At 47.7% G+C, this 18433-nt stretch carries 17 protein-coding genes and 1 pseudogene; 10 read left to right on the top strand and 8 right to left on the bottom strand.

Features of this window, described 5'->3' with window-relative positions; genetic code table 11:
• The first annotated feature begins 55 nt into the window (after positions 1-55).
• Positions 56-787 (top strand): response regulator, encoded by a 732-nt coding sequence (locus tag HAV38_RS08140; protein WP_168054270.1) that lies wholly within the window; start codon positions 56-58, stop codon positions 785-787.
• Positions 784-2169 (top strand): ATP-binding protein, encoded by a 1386-nt coding sequence (locus tag HAV38_RS08135; protein ID WP_168054268.1) that lies wholly within the window; start codon positions 784-786, stop codon positions 2167-2169. Before HAV38_RS08140 ends, HAV38_RS08135 begins: the two co-directional genes overlap by 4 nt.
• A 120-nt stretch (positions 2170-2289) precedes the next feature.
• Here the strand turns inward: HAV38_RS08135 and HAV38_RS22170 are convergent.
• Together HAV38_RS22170 and HAV38_RS08125 are read right to left on the bottom strand one after the other, a co-directional pair.
• Positions 2290-3399 (bottom strand): annotated as a pseudogene (locus HAV38_RS22170) (MFS transporter).
• Positions 3400-3608: 209 nt separating this feature from the next.
• Positions 3609-3857: a hypothetical protein gene (locus HAV38_RS08125; RefSeq protein WP_168054266.1), complete on the bottom strand. Its 249-nt coding sequence runs from the start codon at positions 3855-3857 to the stop codon at positions 3609-3611.
• A gap of 326 nt (positions 3858-4183) precedes the next feature.
• Between HAV38_RS08125 and HAV38_RS08120 the strand changes: the two genes are divergently transcribed.
• The 5 genes from HAV38_RS08120 to HAV38_RS08100 all read left to right on the top strand — a co-directional run bounded on the left by HAV38_RS08120 (position 4184) and on the right by HAV38_RS08100 (position 9825).
• Entirely contained in the window at positions 4184-5002 is an 819-nt protein-coding gene (locus HAV38_RS08120) for a helix-turn-helix domain-containing protein (protein ID WP_168054264.1), read from the top strand.
• Positions 5003-5487: 485 nt separating this feature from the next.
• Positions 5488-5922, top strand: coding sequence for an acyl-CoA thioesterase (locus HAV38_RS08115; RefSeq protein ID WP_168054262.1), 435 nt, complete (start codon positions 5488-5490; stop codon positions 5920-5922).
• A gap of 51 nt (positions 5923-5973) precedes the next feature.
• Positions 5974-7956 (top strand): sensor histidine kinase, encoded by a 1983-nt coding sequence (locus tag HAV38_RS08110; protein ID WP_168054260.1) that lies wholly within the window; start codon positions 5974-5976, stop codon positions 7954-7956.
• A 17-nt stretch (positions 7957-7973) separates the two neighbouring features.
• Entirely contained in the window at positions 7974-8876 is a 903-nt protein-coding gene (locus HAV38_RS08105) for an SDR family NAD(P)-dependent oxidoreductase (RefSeq protein WP_168054258.1), read from the top strand.
• 70 nt (positions 8877-8946) lie between these two features.
• Positions 8947-9825 carry an SDR family NAD(P)-dependent oxidoreductase gene (locus tag HAV38_RS08100; protein ID WP_168054256.1) on the top strand — a complete coding sequence of 293 codons (879 nt, stop codon included), beginning with the start codon at positions 8947-8949 and terminating at the stop codon, positions 9823-9825.
• Between the two features lie 59 nt (positions 9826-9884).
• Here the strand turns inward: HAV38_RS08100 and HAV38_RS08095 are convergent, their stop codons facing one another.
• The 4 genes from HAV38_RS08095 to HAV38_RS08080 all read right to left on the bottom strand — a co-directional run bounded on the left by HAV38_RS08095 (position 9885) and on the right by HAV38_RS08080 (position 11555).
• Positions 9885-10250, bottom strand: a complete 366-nt coding sequence (locus HAV38_RS08095) for a type II toxin-antitoxin system VapC family toxin (protein ID WP_168054254.1) — start codon at positions 10248-10250, stop codon at positions 9885-9887.
• A gap of 1 nt (position 10251) precedes the next feature.
• Positions 10252-10443 carry a type II toxin-antitoxin system VapB family antitoxin gene (locus tag HAV38_RS08090; RefSeq protein WP_168054252.1) on the bottom strand — a complete coding sequence of 64 codons (192 nt, stop codon included), beginning with the start codon at positions 10441-10443 and terminating at the stop codon, positions 10252-10254.
• Between the two features lie 163 nt (positions 10444-10606).
• Positions 10607-11167 (bottom strand): glycine zipper family protein, encoded by a 561-nt coding sequence (locus tag HAV38_RS08085; RefSeq protein WP_311734912.1) that lies wholly within the window; start codon positions 11165-11167, stop codon positions 10607-10609.
• 16 nt (positions 11168-11183) lie between these two features.
• Positions 11184-11555: a hypothetical protein gene (locus HAV38_RS08080; protein WP_168054250.1), complete on the bottom strand. Its 372-nt coding sequence runs from the start codon at positions 11553-11555 to the stop codon at positions 11184-11186.
• A 366-nt stretch (positions 11556-11921) separates the two neighbouring features.
• Here HAV38_RS08080 and mgrA point away from each other — a divergent pair, with 366 nt between their 5' ends.
• The 3 genes from mgrA (at position 11922) to HAV38_RS08065 (ending at position 16439) form a co-directional block, all read left to right on the top strand.
• A complete protein-coding gene (gene mgrA, locus HAV38_RS08075; protein ID WP_168054248.1) occupies positions 11922-12956 on the top strand; it encodes an L-glyceraldehyde 3-phosphate reductase in 1035 nt (344 codons plus the stop codon).
• A gap of 272 nt (positions 12957-13228) precedes the next feature.
• Entirely contained in the window at positions 13229-15541 is a 2313-nt protein-coding gene (locus tag HAV38_RS08070; RefSeq protein WP_168054246.1) for an NADP-dependent malic enzyme, read from the top strand.
• Positions 15542-15671: 130 nt separating this feature from the next.
• Positions 15672-16439, top strand: coding sequence for a 3-hydroxyacyl-CoA dehydrogenase (locus tag HAV38_RS08065; RefSeq protein WP_168054244.1), 768 nt, complete (start codon positions 15672-15674; stop codon positions 16437-16439).
• 180 nt (positions 16440-16619) lie between these two features.
• On the opposite strand, the gene HAV38_RS08060 is transcribed toward HAV38_RS08065, so the two are convergent.
• Positions 16620-17750: a mechanosensitive ion channel family protein gene (locus HAV38_RS08060; protein WP_184013465.1), complete on the bottom strand. Its 1131-nt coding sequence runs from the start codon at positions 17748-17750 to the stop codon at positions 16620-16622.
• Between the two features lie 341 nt (positions 17751-18091).
• Positions 18092-18433, bottom strand: a 342-nt coding sequence (locus tag HAV38_RS08055; protein WP_168054240.1) for a hypothetical protein, incomplete at its 5' end; no start/stop codon positions are given.

Here is an 18433-nt window from a genome sequence, read left to right as displayed (position 1 = left end):
GTGAATATACAAAATTAGCGTCGCCATTCTCTTAATCAATTGCCATAATCAAGCTATGGATACTACTGCACATATATTGGTTGTCGATGACGACCGTGAAATTCGTACTTTGTTGGCCGAATACCTTGACGCCAATGGTTTACGCACGTTAACGGCTAACAACGGCGCTGAAATGCGGCGGGTGCTAGAAGAGGCGCGCGTGGATCTGATCGTGCTTGATCTGACGCTGCCGGGCGAGGACGGACTGACGCTGTGCCGGACCTTGCGTGCCCATCCGACGCATTTCGGCATTCCCGTTATCATGCTGACCGCCCGCGGCGAGCCGCTGGATCGGATTCTTGGTCTGGAGATGGGCGCAGACGATTATTTATCCAAACCATTTGAACCACGCGAGCTATTTGCCCGGATTCGCAGCGTGTTACGCCGCACTCAGGCGTTACCGCCAAATATGGCAACACCGAAAGCACAACAAATACAGTTTGCTGGCATGACGCTCGATCTTATCGCTCGGCAGCTGGTCAATCGGGAAGGCGTTGTTGTCGCGTTATCGGGTGCAGAATACCGGATACTCAAGGTCTTTCTGGATCATCCGAATCGCATTTTAAACCGCGATCAGTTACTCGAACTGACGCAAGGCCGCGAGGCCGATCCCTTCGATCGTTCAGTGGATATTCAAATTAGCCGGTTGCGTCAAAAACTCGGCGACGATGCGCGTACGCCTGGCATCATCAAAACGGTACGTAACGAAGGCTATGTATTGGCGACGTCGGTATCGGTAGATGCGTGAAAAATTTCTTTGATTCCGTCGCTAATCGGGTGTTTCTGATTCTGCTCGCTGGCGTACTGGTTGCTGCTGGCACCACAAGTTGGTTAGCGGATAACGAACGCCGCAATGCATTCAAGGAACTGTACGATTTTCGCATTGCCGAGAGGGTCGAGCAAATTGTTCTTTCGCTTGATGGTATCCGGCCAGAGATGCGTGCAGCTGTACTCGAAACCAGTGAGAATTTTGGGCTGCAAGCAAGTCTGGCACCAAACACTGAAAATGTTATGCCAGAGAACGCTTCTCTGGTAGCGCTATTAAGAGCGCGGCTCGGTAATCAGCGGCAGATTGTTGTATCCAAACAGGTCGGCTGCAATTGGCACCCTGACAGGCCACCCGGCCCCTACAATCAAAGCCAGCGTAACCGACCGCGGATTGATGAATGTGAAGTGGTGTATGTCAGTCTGAAAGACGGCGCACTACTTAAGTTGAAGTTGCGGGTGATGCGGGATCCTGGCGGTCTGCGCGGGCGTCCACTCGGTATGCCGACGCTGTCACCTTACTTTGCTTTATTTTTAGGCTTAATTGCGATGCTTGCCTATCTGGTCGCAAAAATGACAGCGCGTCCGATCAAGCGCTTGGCAGAGGCGGCATCGGCGCTCGGTCGCGACATTGACCGACCGCCTTTGGTGGAGTCGGGTCCGACAGAAATTCGTCAGGCAGCCAGCGCCTTCAATGCAATGCAGGCCCGTATCAAGCGCCAGATTCAACATCGCACCCATATGCTGGCGGCGATCACGCACGATTTGCAAACGCCATTGACGCGATTACGATTGCGCTTTGAAAAGGTGAGTGATCTTGATTTGCGCCATAAGCTGATTGAGGATTTAGCAGTCATGCAGAGTATGGTACGAGAAGGTCTTGATTTAGCGCGTAGCATGGATTCAGCGGAGGCGATGCAGTTGCTGGACATTGATTCGTTGCTGGATAGTGTTTGTGCCGATGCGGCGGATGCCGGGCAGGATGTGGTGTTAAAAGGTCAGACACGGGCGTCGATAATGGCCCAACCTAACGCATTACGCCGTTGCCTGACCAATCTGGTCGACAACGCGGTTAAATATGGCCGCTACGCACGTTTGCAAATTGTCCGCGAAGGTGCCGGCGAGCATAGTTCTATTGTTATTACCGTGCGCGATGGCGGTGCCGGGATCCCTGAGGATCAACTGACGGCAGTATTCGAGCCATTTTTTAGGTTGGAAACCTCACGCTCTCGCGACACGGGCGGCACGGGTTTGGGCTTGACCATCGCACGGAATATCGCGGAGAACCATCGGGCGGTGTTAACCTTGAGGAATCATCCAGAGGGTGGGTTGGAGGTGGTTTTGAGGTTGCCGGGAAATGGGTAGGTTGGTTTTAGTTGAGGTTCATCGTTAATTGACGGTTGATGTTCCGCAGATGCTGACCGGGAGTGGCCAGGCTTTTATGTTGACGCAGTGCTGTCCAAAATTGCATACCTCTGCCTCCCCTCAGTCAAATTTTTCACTATATCTAATAGGATTGAAGGTAAGAGCCATAGGTATCATAACAATCATAATGAGGGCTAATAATAACCATGAATACTGAAAACTATTCGTTGCGCTACGAATAAAGCCAGCGAACAGCGGGGAAAGACCTGCGATGATGTAGCCAATACCTTGCGTAAAAGCTGTCAGGTTGCCGCTTCGTTGCGGATGTTGAATGTGATCCATCGATACGATCAGACTCATAGGAAAAAGACCGCCTATTCCAATCCCTAGCAAAGCAGGCCAAAGAAATAATAATTTAAGAGGGAAGAAGGCAAGACCAATAAAACCTGTAAAGATGAACGAAAGAAGCAGCAATAAATACCATCTTCGATCAAGTTTTTTTGCGGATAACATGGGAATGGTCAATCCAGCGATGACCTCGAAAAGCGTTAACAATGCCAACATCATCCCAGCTTCTTGATCCGTAAAACCAAGGTCCAGATAAAAAGGTGCTAGCCACGCCAGGACACAAGTGTAAGAGGCAGTGCCAAAGCCAAAGAATAACGCTAATAGCCAGGCCCTTCTGTTCGTAAAAAAATTATCCCGCTTTATGTTTACATTCGTCGGTTGATCCACAGAATTCTTGGTAACGAGACTAATCTTTCTCCAGGAAAATAATCCAACTATTGCAAAAATAGCCTAAGCTGCTAAAGATAGCTGCCAACTATTTAATTTGTTTGCCAGCCATGGAGACATAGAGGCTGAAATAGTAGCGCCGCCCATAATAGCCGTTGCATAAAACCCCATCAACAGCGACGTATTTGTAAAATTACTCTTAATAAAAGCGGGCATAAGGGCTTGGATAATGGCAATTCCCAGTCCTGAAATGATAGCGGTCACAATCAGACCAGTAACATCAAAGTAAAAATACCTGGCGCCTGTTGCTAGCCCTATCAGGGCCAATGAGATGAACACCCCGGGAACCAAACCGATCATCGACTTAATTTTTCCAGCAAAAAACATTCCAATGCCTATGGCAATAACAGGCAGCATTGTCAGCAAAGAGATTTGTGTATAAGTGATATCAATAGAACTAGTGATCTGCGTCAGCAGTGGTCCGAAAGAAGCCATGCTAGGCCGGAGGTTTAAAGCAACCAGTGCGATACAAATAATAGTAATAATTAATGTGTTATTTTTATTCACTTCTATAGGCAATTTTTTTTCATGACGATTATTTGGTATTTATATCTTTGAATTTAAAACGTAGATAAGAAGAGCTTTCACAGCTTTATTTCAGGAGGCCGCTCTCATATTATTTCTCTCATATTATTTCTCTCATATTATTTTAAACCATCTAATAATTGATTTATTTCAATTGAAATTCTTCTCCCTTTATTAAATCCAGTTATATAGGCTATTTTACAAATATCAGATACGGAGAGATGATTAAAAATATCTATATTTTTGCATATATAATCCCCCGAATAAATTTCTTCAGTAGCATTATTTGATATTTTGTAAAAATTATTCCGTAGAATTTCTTTAATTTTATATGCGTTCACTTCTTTCTTAATATCGTATTCGTTCATATAGTGTATTCCGTCTTTTGTCATAACTGCACATGCCAGGATTTGAGCGTTGCTGCCCTGAGTTATCAAAAAAGACTTTGATCTTTATGATAAATATTTAATGAATTATATATATTCAAAAACACTTCAAATTGTATTAATAATCTATTCATATATCAAGTGGTATTCACGTTATTTCTCAAACAGTCACTCACGTTGATAAAAGAATCAGTTAATTTTGTAAATTAGACAACTCAATGAATGGCGCTGAACACTTTTATTGCACTGTGAAAGAACAGCAGCAATCCATTGTTAAGACCACCACATGCTAGTTGTATAATGTATTGATGATGACTAATGCCAATGAGACCGCTCAAATCCAAAAAATTCTCACCAGAAACGGCGTACGGCCTCGTCAACAAATGACGGTTATTGCTGGAATTCTCGAACTGGAATATGTATCGATTCAGCAAAAGTTTTCAGGCAAGCGTTCATGGACCCCGGAGCAACTCAAGCTCATTGCAGCGCACTTCAATGAGCCTTTATCTGTGTTCATTACGAACGAACCCGCGAACGCATGGAATGCGATTCTTAAAATTAGTGATGTCCCACAGCGATGCTTAATTCAGCACAGTAACGCACTGGAAACGCCGAAATTTGAGAATTTAGTTGCCGTGAGAGAGGCTGATGGTTGGCTCGTGATACCAGGTACCAAAGTCGAAGAAGGGCAGGTTTGCTACAAAATTTTAAAGATTGACGTACTGCCGAACCCTCGCGTTGCGGCGCTAGACGATAATCCAGATATTACCGACACTATCGCCACCATGTTTGCATGGCAAGGGGTAGACGTAGCGCAATTTCAGAGTATTCAATCCATGCTGGAGGCGGCCAAAAGCCAGCCATTTGAGGGATATGTTTTGGACTGGATGCTATCACGGCTCGAAACAGCCGAATCAGCCATTGTATACATTAGAGAAAAACTCCAGTCTAACGCCCCCATTACTATTCTTACCGGGGAGCTTAGAACAACTGAGGTCAATCAATCTGAAATAGCAAAAATGGTGGAACGTTTCGATGTGACTGTGCTCGAAAAACCCGCTGTACTGGAACTACTTGCAAAATCCTTTCATAAACAGCTTTTCCGTTTTCCCTCCTCCGCTTCATAATGGCATTACAGTCGGTACGCGCTCAGCGTTATGGCTTCATTCACTTTTCAATAAAACCTCGCGCAGCCGTTTGATCGCACCTTGTGTGCGATCACGCCACAGCCGCCATTTCGCAGACTCAACTTTCTTCATCAGTCGTTGCACCGCAGGGACGATCTGGTTTGCTACTGATTTTGAGTTCGATATCGACATGCATTTCGTTCTCCAAACTCGTTTGTCCAATCGAAATCCTCCACTGATTTGCCCGGTCAGCGACCTTTTCTAGCGTCCGATTCTAGCCGCTGATTTCGTCCGCACTCGTTATAGTTACAAGCAAAAACACCACCATTATGGGTTGCGCCATTCATACCGCTTACTCGCCTCACCACGGGATCATCTGTAGAGTGAAATTCACTGTACTTGACTAACGCGGTTTAAATGCATATATTCGTAGTGTATATGAATATAAATTGAATATAATTTGCATGTTAAATGATGATAAGTAAATGAATATAAAACAACAAAAAGTGTTCTCAACGGAGTTCAGAGTACGTCAATATGAATGCGATAGTAGTGGAGGGGTTGTCCATGCTGTGTATCTGAATTACATGGATGAAGCGCGTCACCATGTATTAACAGAATTGGATTTTCCATTTCAAGAACTTAAAAAGCAAAAATTAGGCTTTTTTGTACTTCGTGTTGACGTTGACTGCCAAAATTCATTGATGCGTGGTGATGAATTTATTGTCGAAACTGTAATTAAAAGAATTACAAAATTACGCCTTCAGTTTGAACAAAAAATTTATCGCTTACCTGAAAGAACGCTGATGGTAACCGCAATAAATATTTGCACAACAGTTAACGCCGAAAACAAACCGGTCATGCCAGAAATATTTGCAGCACTTCTGACTGATTATCCCATACAAAAAAATAGGGTTTAATTTCATAATTCATGGACATTTATATTCATTATTTTTGTGTGGAAAATTTTAATGAATAGAAAAATGGAAGTCAGATCAGTTGTTGTTTGGTGCTTAGGATTATTATTTGTTTTATTTTCCAATCTGGTCTTCTCCAAGGAAATCCCGCGTGTTTTTGTCCCGCTAGGTGAGGCGGAACAACCTTTGGTGGTTCAGATGGCGTACTTGGAGGATGCGGATGGAAGTTATACAATCGATCAAGTGTCAAGCGGCCAAGCAGGCGTATTTCAAACGCTAAAAAATCAAAACTACAGTTTTACGTATAAAAAGAAAGCCTTTTGGATTCGATTTTCTGCTGATCTTAGTGCTTATAACGGCCTAAATTGGTTTTTGATGCAAAATTATGAGCATGTTGGCAGCCTGACTGTTTTCTATCCGGGTACGGACGCGAGATTTCTCTCCACTACATTAATTGAAGATGCTCCTCCGGGAAAGCGTTTATTCAATATACACAATTATCTTTTTAAAATCCCTGCGCCTCCCACACATCCAACGACCTACTATGTAAGATTTGCGCCTGATGGGCATGCATTAAATATTGATCTGTCATGGGCTGGCACCAAGGGCATTGTGGAGTACATCGGTGATACGCACATAGGATTAGGCTTGTTCTTTGGCGGTTTACTGGTGATGTGGATTTACAACTTTTTTCTGTTTTTCTATCTCCGTGATCGCACCTATTTTTATTATTTATACTATTTAGGTGGCTTTATAGGAACTTTTTTTTACATCTATGGGCTTGCGCCTTTATTTGTTCAAATCAATGCATATTACGAGAGCTTTTTTGCTGCCTGTGCATACGCCGCAGTACATGGAATGATTTTGTTTTCACGACATTTCCTGAGTCTGAAAAAAACGATTCGGTGGTTGGATAGCTATTTGGTTTTCTTCCAATGGGTGCTACTGGCTGGTTTGTTTTTGTGCTTCATATTTCCTATCAGGTATTTATTTTATGCTATCAACTATCTGATTTTATTGGTCATTCCATTTTTGATTATTGGTGGTGGGATACGTAGTTACCAAGGTTATAAACCTGCCTATCTTTATAGTGTTGGTTGGATGGTGTTCGGTGCAGGACTGGTTTTACAAGCGTTAAAAACACTGGAACTACTGTCGTCAAATTTTTTGACAACTTACGCGATTCAGTTTGCGTCTGTATGGGAGTCGATCATTTTTGCTCTGGCTTTGGCAACGCGTCTGCGATTAATTGAAAAAGAAAAAGCCGACATGTCCCATCAACTTGTGAAGCAGTTGCAAGCCACTGTTGCGCTGGAGAAAAATGCTGCAAAACAGAAGACAATGTTTATTTCAGCCGTGAACCATGAGTTGAGAAGTCCTCTTCAATCTTTGACGGGCGCAATTGAAGTGTTATCGGTGATGGCAAAGTCTTCACCTATGGAAAAAACGGTAGATAAAATTACGCGTGCCTCACAAAGAATCACCGCACAGATGCGGGATATTGGAGAGTTCTCGCGCCTTGAAGCGGGAATACTTTCAATTCGGGAAAGTACGTTCACATTGCGCCATTTATTGGAAGGAATCCTGGATGATTTTTCCTCTATGGCGAAGGACAAAAAAATTGTGCTTAACCTGAAAAATTTGGGACCAGATACGGAGCTGACGAGTGACTATGACCGCATACGACAAATTTTAACTAACCTTGTATCTAACGCTATCAGATGCACCCAGAGTGGGGGAGTGGAGATTAATGGGGACATTGAAACGACCTTAAGTTCTGATGGTACCGGTAAGCATTCTCTATTGATTATTTCTGTCGGAGATACAGGAGTGGGCATCCCAGAAAAATATTTACCGCACATCTTTGATATGTTTGTGCAGATTGATTCGCAAGAGAAAACCCACGGCACTGGTCTTGGTCTGGCAATCGTGAAAAGAATAATTGACCTGTTAAATGCAAGCATTACGGTAGAGAGTCAGGTCGGTAAAGGGACGCAATTTGTCGTGCGGATTCCTGTGCGGTGTATTGATTGCTGAGCGGTGATAAAGAATTTATGGAAAATTTAGTGGGTAAGGTTGCTGTCATAACCGGGGCATCTGATGGTATCGGCAAAGCGATTGCGATACGTGCTGCGGACGAAGGTATGAAGTTAGTGTTGGCCAGTATAAATCCATTAAAACTTGACGCTGTCGTAGCAGAGTTTAAGGCACGCGACGCAGATGTTATCGGCGTGTGTACCGATGTCTCTAAAGCGGAGCAAGTCGAGGCATTGGCGGCACAGGTTTTTTCCCGGTTTGGAAATGTCCATTTACTTGTCAACAATGCCGGTGTTGCGATTGTAAAGCCGGTTTGGAAAACCACGCCACAAGACTGGGATTGGGTGATGGGGGTCAATCTTTATGGCGTTACCAATTGCTTACGTGCGTTTATTCCTGCGATGTTAAAAAATGGAGAGGAAGGTCACATTATCAATACTTCTTCAATGGCCGGTTTACAGTCTCAGCCAAGCATGGCTGCTTACAATGCTAGTAAGCATGCAGTGGTAACAGTATCTGAAGGGTTGCATCACGACCTTGCTTTAAGCGGCGCCAAAATCAAAGTGTCGGTGTTATGTCCCTTATGGGTGAAGACGAAAATAACGCAAGCAGAACGTAATCGGCCATCTGATAGCGCGCTAGATCTAAAAGCACTTAATACCGACGCATTTAATACGGGCGTATTCGATCCGGTTGTTGCTAAGACCGGTAAAGCGATTTTTAGTGGCGTCAGGAAGGGTATTACGGCAGATCGGATTGCTGATGCTGTGTTTGATGCTATTCAAACGGATTGCTTTTATATTCTGACTGATCCTGATGAAATCCCTAAGATTCGGACGCGCATGGAAGATATATTGCATCAACGCGCGCCAACTTTTTCCCCTATCTGGAAAGATGGCATACAAAAAATCAACGCATAAAGGGAAGTAGTTTGTAGTGCAGCTAGCAGTCAAAAAAGTGTAGTAAAACGATGTATAGATGAGGGTATTTATGAAGATTTTCAGGGATAAGGTTGCTGTCATCACCGGGGCCGCTGAAGGAATCGGCAGGGCCATTGCCATGCGTGCGGCAGCTGAAGGTATGAAACTGGTATTGGTCGATATTGATGCGATCAAATTAGAGGCTGCGGTGGCAGAGTTTAAAGTACAAAATATTGAGGTTATTGGTGTATGCGCAGATGTTTCAAAGGCAGAGCAAGTAGATGCATTGGCCGCACAAGTATTTGAACAATGTAGAAATGTCCATTTGCTAGTCAACAATGCTGGCGTGTCCATCATAAAACCAGTGTGGGAAACGACACCTGAAGATTGGGCATGGGTAATGGGCGTCAATCTGTATGGCGTCACTAATAGTTTGCGTGCGTTTATTCCTACGATGTTAAAGAATGATGAAGAGGGATATATCATCAATACCGCTTCAACGGCGGGTCTGACTTCTCAGTCTTGCGTGGCTGCTTACAATGCGAGTAAACACGCAGTTATCACTGTATCTGAAGGCCTGCATCACGATCTGACTTTGCGCGATGCAAAAATCAAGGTGTCTGTGCTATGCCCTTTATGGGTAAAGACAAGGATCGATCAAGCGGAGCGTAATCGCCCACCAGGTGATGCGCCGCGCACAGCAGCATCTGACGCGATTGTTGCAAAAGCAGAAGAGTGCATTTCTAAAGCAGTGGAGAATGGCGTATTGGCTGCAGAAGTAGCCGATGCTCTATTTGATGCCATTGCAATTGAGCAATTTTATATTTTAACCGACCCTGCAGTAATGCCTGCTATTCGGATGCGAATGAAAGACATATTATGTCAACGTCAGCCGACTTCATTCGGTTTTAACGCAGAGATGGCCACCGGCGGTGTTGCTCAGGTTTGACCAGCGATTTCGTCTAAGTGTTCCAGTGGAGAATTTGCGAATCATAATTTCTAACCTGTCTAATGTTCCTGATAATGCGCCAGTGCCAGCTCATCAGCGATGCTGTGTAAGCGCTTGTCGCGGGTGAACAGTTTGCATGCGTCTAGCGCTGCTGACGCAAGTAAATGCATGTCAATATAGCCGACCCCGCGCGCCATCAAGTGATGTTTTTCTATGAAAAATAGAACTTCGCTATTCGCAGCAATGCGCACTGACGGCAATTCCCGCAATAGCTGGAGCGTAGTTGACCGATCAGGCAAATTGCCACAGGCCAGTTCTCCAATCACAAACGGGTGCGTTTGAACTTCGTTCCTGTTTAACATTTCGCCCAATGGCCCAGAGCCGCGCAAAAGGTCAATCCAAATCGATGTGTCAACCAGGATCATGTCACTCACCGCGCCGACGTGGAATATCTTGTGCGCCAGGCATGCTTCCCGATAATCGAGACAGTCGACGGGCAGCTTCGCGCTCAATTAGCGCACGAAGTGCCTCATGCAAGAGTTCGCCTCGCTCCGTTTCACCCGTAATTGCTTGCGCTCTTGCAAGCAATTCTTCATCTAAATTAACTGTTGTTCGCATGATTACCTCCTAATTAATGCATCAATTATAGCGTCATATGGTGCTTTATTTGATGTGGTTGTTCCGGTGCTAAAATAGGTTGGCACAACAGCGCCTTATTTTAGGTCCAAAAAAAGCCCACTTCAAATAAAGAAGCAGGCTTTTTCAATCGTAATTTAGGGAGTTAATAAGGCACGTAATCCGGCGGCGTATCGTAGCTGCGTTGGCGCGGCGCGTAATAGTCAGGTGGCGGTGCAGGTGCATAGCGAGAGCGTCGATTGTCATCGTAGCCTGCTGGCACCGGAACCCGGTTACCCTTCGCGTACATACATTGGATGTAGACGTTGTTATATTGGCGTTGGATGCCAGCGCCGCTTCGGTCTGCATTGTTGCTGGCTGCAGAACTGCCTACCAGCAACCCGCCACCTCCACCGATGGCCGCACCAGCGCCAGCGTTGCCACTTGCCGCACCGATCAATGCCCCAACGGTTGCGCCAATCAGCGTGCCAGCCACCGCGGTGCCAGTTGCGCTATCTGCGGTTGCTTGTCCCGCGTTCGGGCCTACCCGATCCTGTGCAAAGCGATGACAAGCGTAATCATCGTTCTGGAACTGCTCGTAACTTTTGCCTGTGCCCGGCATCGCCATGACATTCGGCCCTGTTGGCACGCCAACACAACCACCTAGCACCAGAACTACCGCTGCAGCGAGGATTTTTTTAGGCATATTTAAAAATGGTTTGTTCACGATCGCACCACCTTTATCATCTTGGAGGAGAATTGTCCGGGACTACTTTTAACCAACCTTTAGGGCAGCGCGCTATCTGAGGATAGTAGCCAACAGGATTGGAGCAGTAATATTTTATATCCGGGCCAGCAGCAACGGTGTCGTTACGCTCAATGTATGTTTGTTGTTCAGGTTCAATATAGACTGGCTGCGGTGCATAATACACCGGCGGTGGGGCGTAATATACCGGCGGCGGACCGTAATAATAAGGATCACCTATGCTGATACCAACACTGGGACCATAAAATCCTCCATGTCCATAATATCCGCCACGCCCCCACGCATAACTAGCGCTGCTAGCGGCTAGCATAGTCATCGCAGTTATTAATAATAAAACAAATTTTTTCATGATGTTTCTCATCATTGCTTAGCACTTAATAATAATGCGGAAGCTGTGTATTTATCAAGTTCAGTTACTTTCAGTTGCAAATGCTTTGGTAGGGGAACCAAATTGATACAATTTTTTACCGCCAATATAACGGTTTTCGCTTTATGTAACTAATGTCTCCTTCAGTGCGATCCCCTTCAGTGCGCCCAACGCTTAATCTCAGGTTTCTCCATTTTCAGAGACAGAAGCGTCTGGCGCGCTGATTCAGGATTATTTTATTAAATAACGTAAACTATAAACCATCGTCACTCAATGGTGAGCGATAGCGCTGCCGTTTGGGGCGTAGCACCCTATAAAATCAAGATATAAATCAAAGGAAATTAACTTATGACCTATCACGCAGCTATCAATCGTTATGAACAGATGCAGTACCGTTTTTGCGGTCGTAGCGGACTAAAGCTCCCGCTATTATCGTTGGGCTTGTGGCATAACTTTGGTGATACAACCCCGCTGGCGCGGCAGCGCGAACTGGTGCATACCGCATTTGATCACGGGATTACTCACTTTGATCTGGCCAACAATTACGGACCTCCTTACGGCAGCGCAGAAACTAACTTTGGCCGCATCCTGAAAGAAGATTTAAAGCCCTATCGCGACGAACTGGTTATCTCGACCAAGGCCGGTTGGGACATGTGGCCGGGTCCATACGGTCAGGGTGGCGGCTCGCGTAAATATGTGCTCGCCAGTCTCGATCAAAGCTTGCAGCGGCTGGGACTGGATTACGTCGATATTTTTTATTCCCACCGGTTCGATCCGGAAACGCCACTTGAAGAAACCATGAGTGCGCTGGCGACTACAGTGCAACAAGGTAAGGCGTTGTATGTCGGCGTGTCGTCGTACTCGCCCGAGAAGACCCAGGAAGCAGCAAAATTATTGCGCGAGTGGAAAGTCCCATGCCTGATTCATCAGCCCTCTTACAATATGTTTAATCGCTGGATAGAGCAGGGACTGCTGGATGCGCTAGAAGCAGAAGGGATGGGCTGCATTACGTTCACTGCGTTGGCGCAGGGACTGCTCACCGACAAGTATCTGAACGGTATCCCGGATAATGCGCGCATCAACCAACCCGGCGGCGGCTCGTTACAAAAAGCTCATCTTAGTGCTGAAAATTTGGCACGTGTACGAGCGTTAAACGATATCGCTAAAGCCCGCGGCCAAAGTCTGGCGCAAATGGCGTTAGCATGGGTGTTACGCGATCCGCGTGTGACGACCACCCTGATCGGCGCAAGTAGTCCGGCGCAGATTGTGGAAAATGTAGCCGCGTTGCAACGTCTGGATTTTAGCGCCGGAGAATTAGCCGCGATTGACTTGCAGGCGCAAGAAGGCGGGATCAACTTGTGGGCAAAATCCTCCGAGGGGTAAGAAGCTTCTTCGCATTATCTTGACCCTCCGTTTGTGTGCGATTGCCTGCGACAATGCAGCGTTTTTTATCCAGTCAACATACACAAGTAAATTGTACTTTTGCCACTTAAGGCGCCGTCGAATCGGCTATTATCAGTGTTCACGTAGCAAGTGGCGAGAACAGTAGTCCAGTGGCGCGGCATACTAAGGACCTATCAGGTCCTGTGGACTTACTTTATATGGAAGTAGCTTTCGCACAATAACGATAACTTTTAAGTATTTGGAGACGCATTATGACTACAGACAAGACTTTGTCACCTGCTGAAGAAGCGTTGCGCGAAGATGCGCTTGAATATCACCGCAGTCCTTCGCGTGGCAAAATAAAGGTGGTACCGACCAAGCCGCTATCCAATCAGCGCGACCTTTCGCTGGCGTATTCGCCCGGGGTTGCATACGCCTGCCTGGCGATTGAAGAAAATCCGGAACTAGCGGTAGAGTTCACATCCCGCGCCAATCTGGTAGGGGTTATTACCAACGGTACTGCGGTGCTGGGGCTCGGTGATATTGGTCCATTGGCCAGTAAGCCGGTCATGGAAGGTAAAGCATGTTTGTTCCAAAACTTCGCCGGTATCGATGTATTCGACATCGAATTAGCGGAACGTGATCCAGATAAGCTGGTGGAAATGATCGCCGCACTGGAGCCTACCCTCGGTGGTATTAATCTGGAAGATATCAAAGCACCGGAATGCTTTTATATCGAAAAGAAACTGCGCGAACGGATGAATATTCCAGTATTTCATGATGATCAACATGGCACCGCCATTATCTCCGCAGCAGCCTTGTTGAATGGTCTGGAACTGGTGAAGAAGGCTATCGGCGACATTAAACTGGTCGCCTCAGGCGCTGGTGCTGCAGCCATTGCTTGCCTGGACTTGATGGTGGAACTGGGCGTCAAGCGAGAGAACATGTTTGTCTGCGATTCACGCGGCGTCATTTATGAAGGCCGCGAAGACAAGCTTGATGCATCCAAGCAACGATACGTCAGAAAGACCAACGCGCGCACCCTGGCGGATGCGATCAAGGATGCTGATGTATTTTTGGGTTGTTCCGCCGCAGGCGTGTTGAGCGCCGAAATGGTTAAATCCATGGGGTCGCAGCCGATCATTCTGGCACTGGCGAATCCAGAACCTGAAATCCGCCCGGAATTAGCCTTGGCGGCCCGACCTGATTGCATCATCGCTACCGGTCGTTCGGATTACCCGAATCAGGTTAACAATGTCTTATGCTTCCCATACATTTTCCGGGGCGCGCTGGATTGCGGCGCAACGCGGATAACCGAGGCAATGAAAATTGCTTGCGTGCGCGAGATTGCCGATCTGGCGAAAGCGGAGATCAGCGAAGAGGTAGCTAACGCGTATGCAGGCCAGGAATTGCGTTTTGGCCCCGAATATATTATTCCGAAACCGTTTGATTCGCGTTTAATCTTGCGCATTGCGCCAGCCGTTGCGCGCGCGGCAGAAGAGTCCGGGGTCGCCAAACGTCCGATCAAGGATATGGTCGCCTATCGTCAGTCATTAACACGCTTTGTCAGCCATACCGGCATGTTTATGCGCCCCATATTTGAGGCTGCCCGGCTTGATCCGCAACGTATTGTCTATGCTGAAGGGGAAGACGAACGGGTATTGCGTGCGGTGCAAATTGCGCTGGAAGAGAAATTGGTGCGCCCAATTTTGATCGGCCGGCCAGCAGTGATTGAGGCACGTATAGAGCGCGCTGGCTTGCGCCTTCAGGCGGGACGGGATTTTGAGTTGGTCAATCCAGAGGATGATGCGCGGTTTCGTCAATACTGGGAGGCTTATCACGAGATCAAGGCGCGTGATGGCGTCACGCCGGAAATGGCAAAATCCATACTCCGCCGTTCCAACACGATCATTGCGGCAATGCTGGTCAAGCTGGGCGATGCAGATGGGATGCTGTGTGGACTGGTAGGGCGCTTCGATGGCCATCTTGAGCATATTGGCGACATCATCGGCTTGCGTGATGGCGCCAAAGGTTTTGCGACACTGAACGGATTGGTACTGGATCAGCACACGTTATTTATTGCCGATACTTCGGTCAACGATGATCCTGATGCTGAACAAATCGCCGATATTGCAGCAATGGCGGTGGAGGAGGTGCGGCGTTTTGGGGTGCCGCCAAAGGTGGCGTTTTTGTCGCACTCAATGTTTGGATCCAGCACACGCCCGTCTGCGCTCAAAATGCGGGCAGCACGCAACGTGTTCGCCGAACGCATGCCCGACGTAGAGTCGGATGGCGAGATGCATGGCGATGCTGCGTTGAGCGCGACTATTCGCGCCCAATACCTGCCCAAGTCTACGTTGACCGGTAACGCTAATGTATTGATCATGCCCAATCTGGACTCTGCCAATATTCTTTTTAATGTATTGAAAATGACAGGCGGTCAGGGCGTCACTGTGGGGCCGGTATTGCTTGGCGCGGCGGCGGCGGTCCATGTGTTGACGCCTTCGGCGACAGTACGTCGGGTGGTGAACATGACGGCTTTGGTCGTGGCTAACGCGATCTCCAAAAAGCAGGGTGAAAAATAATCTTGCCGCAGCCAGAAATTATCGTTGTCGGGCCGTGGGATTGGTTAAATAATTGAATAAAGCGCGGTAACGATGTCGGCTTTTACCGCGCCGGTGATCATGCCGGTAATTGATTTTTATAGAGGAATGTATGCAAATTAAAGATAAATGTTTTCTTATTACTGGTGGCGGTTCCGGGCTTGGCGCAGCGACTGCCCGCATGCTCATTCATGAAGGCGGAAAGGTGGTTATTGCCGATTTGAATCAGGAAGCAGGCAATGCCTTAGCAAACGAACTGGGAGCAAACGCCTGCTTTATCGCCACTGATGTCAGCAATGAGGCCAGCGCACAGGCAGCAGTGGACGCCGCGGTCGCCAACTTTGGCGGCTTGCATGGTCTGGTCAATTGTGCTGGTGTCGCACCGGCCAAAAAAGTGCTGGGCAAGGAAGGCCCGCACGGATTTGACGATTTTGCACGGGTGATTCAGATCAACCTTATTGGGACTTTTAATATGTTACGCCTGGCCGCTGAGGTAATCAGCAAGACGGAACCTAACGCAGATGGCGAACGCGGTGTCATCATTAATACTGCATCGGTAGCCGCGTTCGACGGCCAAATTGGACAAGCTGCATATGCCTCCTCCAAGGGGGGCGTGGTAGCGTTGACGCTGCCAGTAGCACGTGAGTTAGCGCGCTTCGGTATTCGGGTGATGACTATTGCGCCCGGTATCATGGAAACGCCGATGTTGCTGAGTATGCCGACGGAGGTGCAGGATGCACTCGGCAAAACGGTACCGTTTCCGGCGCGTATGGGCAAGCCAGCTGAGTTTGCCGGACTGGTAAAAACAATCGTGGAAAACGCTTATCTGAATGGCGAAGTGATTCGGCTTGATGGCGGTATCAGGATGACCGCCAAGTAAAGTTAGTCAGGTAACGTGAGCCCAGGTAACATGAGTCAGGTAATGTGAGGGGCTTGAAGGATAGGGCCGCAACGTGCGACCCTATTCCGGTCAATGCGGACATGCCGCACGGAAATGCGTAGGCTATGCGGTATCTGATTCATTGCGTTAATCGCGTTGCCGTATTATTGCGTTATTGTGTTATTGCGCTGGCCCGTCGATGATTGTATTGAGCGATGCCGCATCCTCGGTTTGAGTAGTGTGGACCTCAAGTGGGTCCATTGCGGAGCGGAGGCGCGGTAAGCCCTCTGGATAATGCTGGGCAATAAACGCAATCATTTGTTCACGAATAATGCAACGCAAATCGAACGCGATTCCAGAATCTTGCGCACTAAGTAGCAGTCTGATTTGCATTGCACGCTGGTCGACGTCGGTAACATGCAGGACGCAAACGCGACCATCCCACAGTGGTGACGATTTACAGATGCGCTCAAACTCAGTGCGCAACGCCGCTACCGGTACAGAAAAATCCAGCCATAAGTAGACCGTCCCGAGAATGGTGGACGAAGTATGTGTCCAGTTCTCAAATGGATTTTCGATAAACCATTGCAGCGGCACGATCATCCTGCGCTCGTCCCAAATACGCACGACCACAAAAGTCCCGGTGATTTCTTCGACGCGTCCCCATTCCCCTTTGACAATCAGAACGTCATCGATACGAATAGGCTGAGAAAATGCAATTTGAAGTCCCGCGATGAAATTGCCCAGCACCGGGCGCGCTGCCATACCGGCAACCAGACCGGCGACGCCTGCGGATGCAAGCAAACTGGCACCAAATTGTCTTGCGCCAGGTAGGGTCAGTAATACAAAGCCCAACCCAAGCAGGCCGGCGATAAAATTTGCGCTACGCGCCAGTACCCGGGTTTGCGTCAGTATCCGGCGCGCTTTGAGATTGTCTATCGTATTCGCCGGGTGGCGGTCAATCACTGTGACTGTGATTGCTTTTATACACCGTATCGCGAGCCAGGTTAGCGCAAGAATCAGACCAACCGAGGTCAGGTAAGACAGCGGGACCAGCCACGGCGTATCGTCAGGTGCGCCAGTCAGCACCAGGCGAACGGCAAATAGCAACATGCATACCTGACTTGCATGAAACGCAATAAAACTCGCATTGATGGTAAAAGGGCGACCACGGGCAAGACGCCGCAATAATAAGATCCCCAAACGGTGCGAACCTCCCGCGATGGCACAGGCGACCAGCGCCGAGAAAATTACAATCAGGCTTGATCTTAAAGGCCCCTCATGTAGTTCGGACAAAAAGCTGAAATCCATAGGCAAATATTTCCTCCTCGCGTTTAGCATACAGGAAGGAGCGTTTAGTGTGTCTTTTGGTGACTGCCGATTCGGCCCGGTGGAGCGGCATAACACTATCCTGAGGTGACTCGGTGTTGACTCGGTAGTAATTCTGGCGTGACGCTGTGGATACCCTGAGGTTATCGTGTAACTCACAACATAATGTGGGTTAGTGCAAACTTGATCGCAGCTACCCTATTGGAAGTGGTTGGCCGTGACGCTGGCCATTGTCAAATCAAATTAAGTGGTAGCCACGTGCGAAGAGTCGCTTAATAGTCGATTGTCAGTTTGCATATTTTTACGCTATGACTAATGCCTGCTTATTCAAACACATGCCGCGGCCGCAAATAACCGCTGCCTTCACGTCGTGTGTTGGTTTGCGTAACGATCAACACTGAGCGTAATTCCGCCACGTCGGCATCCGTTTGCAGCGGAAAAAATTGTGCCAGTTCGGCTTGCTCTTCCGGTGAAAAGACCGTTTGCTGTTGGGCGTTTTGCTGTGCTTTGATTTTGTCAGCGCGATAGTACGGCACCAGGGCATCGTTTTCTGCGTTGGTTTTTGCCGGATGATAGCCGGACAGATTGTCGGCGGCGTTGAGGGTATCGATGCGGCTTTTTAGCATGTCGAACCATTTCTGATCGGTATTGGCAAGCGCCAGATA

This window comes from Glaciimonas immobilis, from assembly GCF_011947285.1.
GTDB lineage: Bacteria > Pseudomonadota > Gammaproteobacteria > Burkholderiales > Burkholderiaceae_D > Glaciimonas > Glaciimonas immobilis.
Note: the sequence above shows the minus strand (reverse complement) of the source record. Positions and strands in the feature narration are given on the sequence as shown.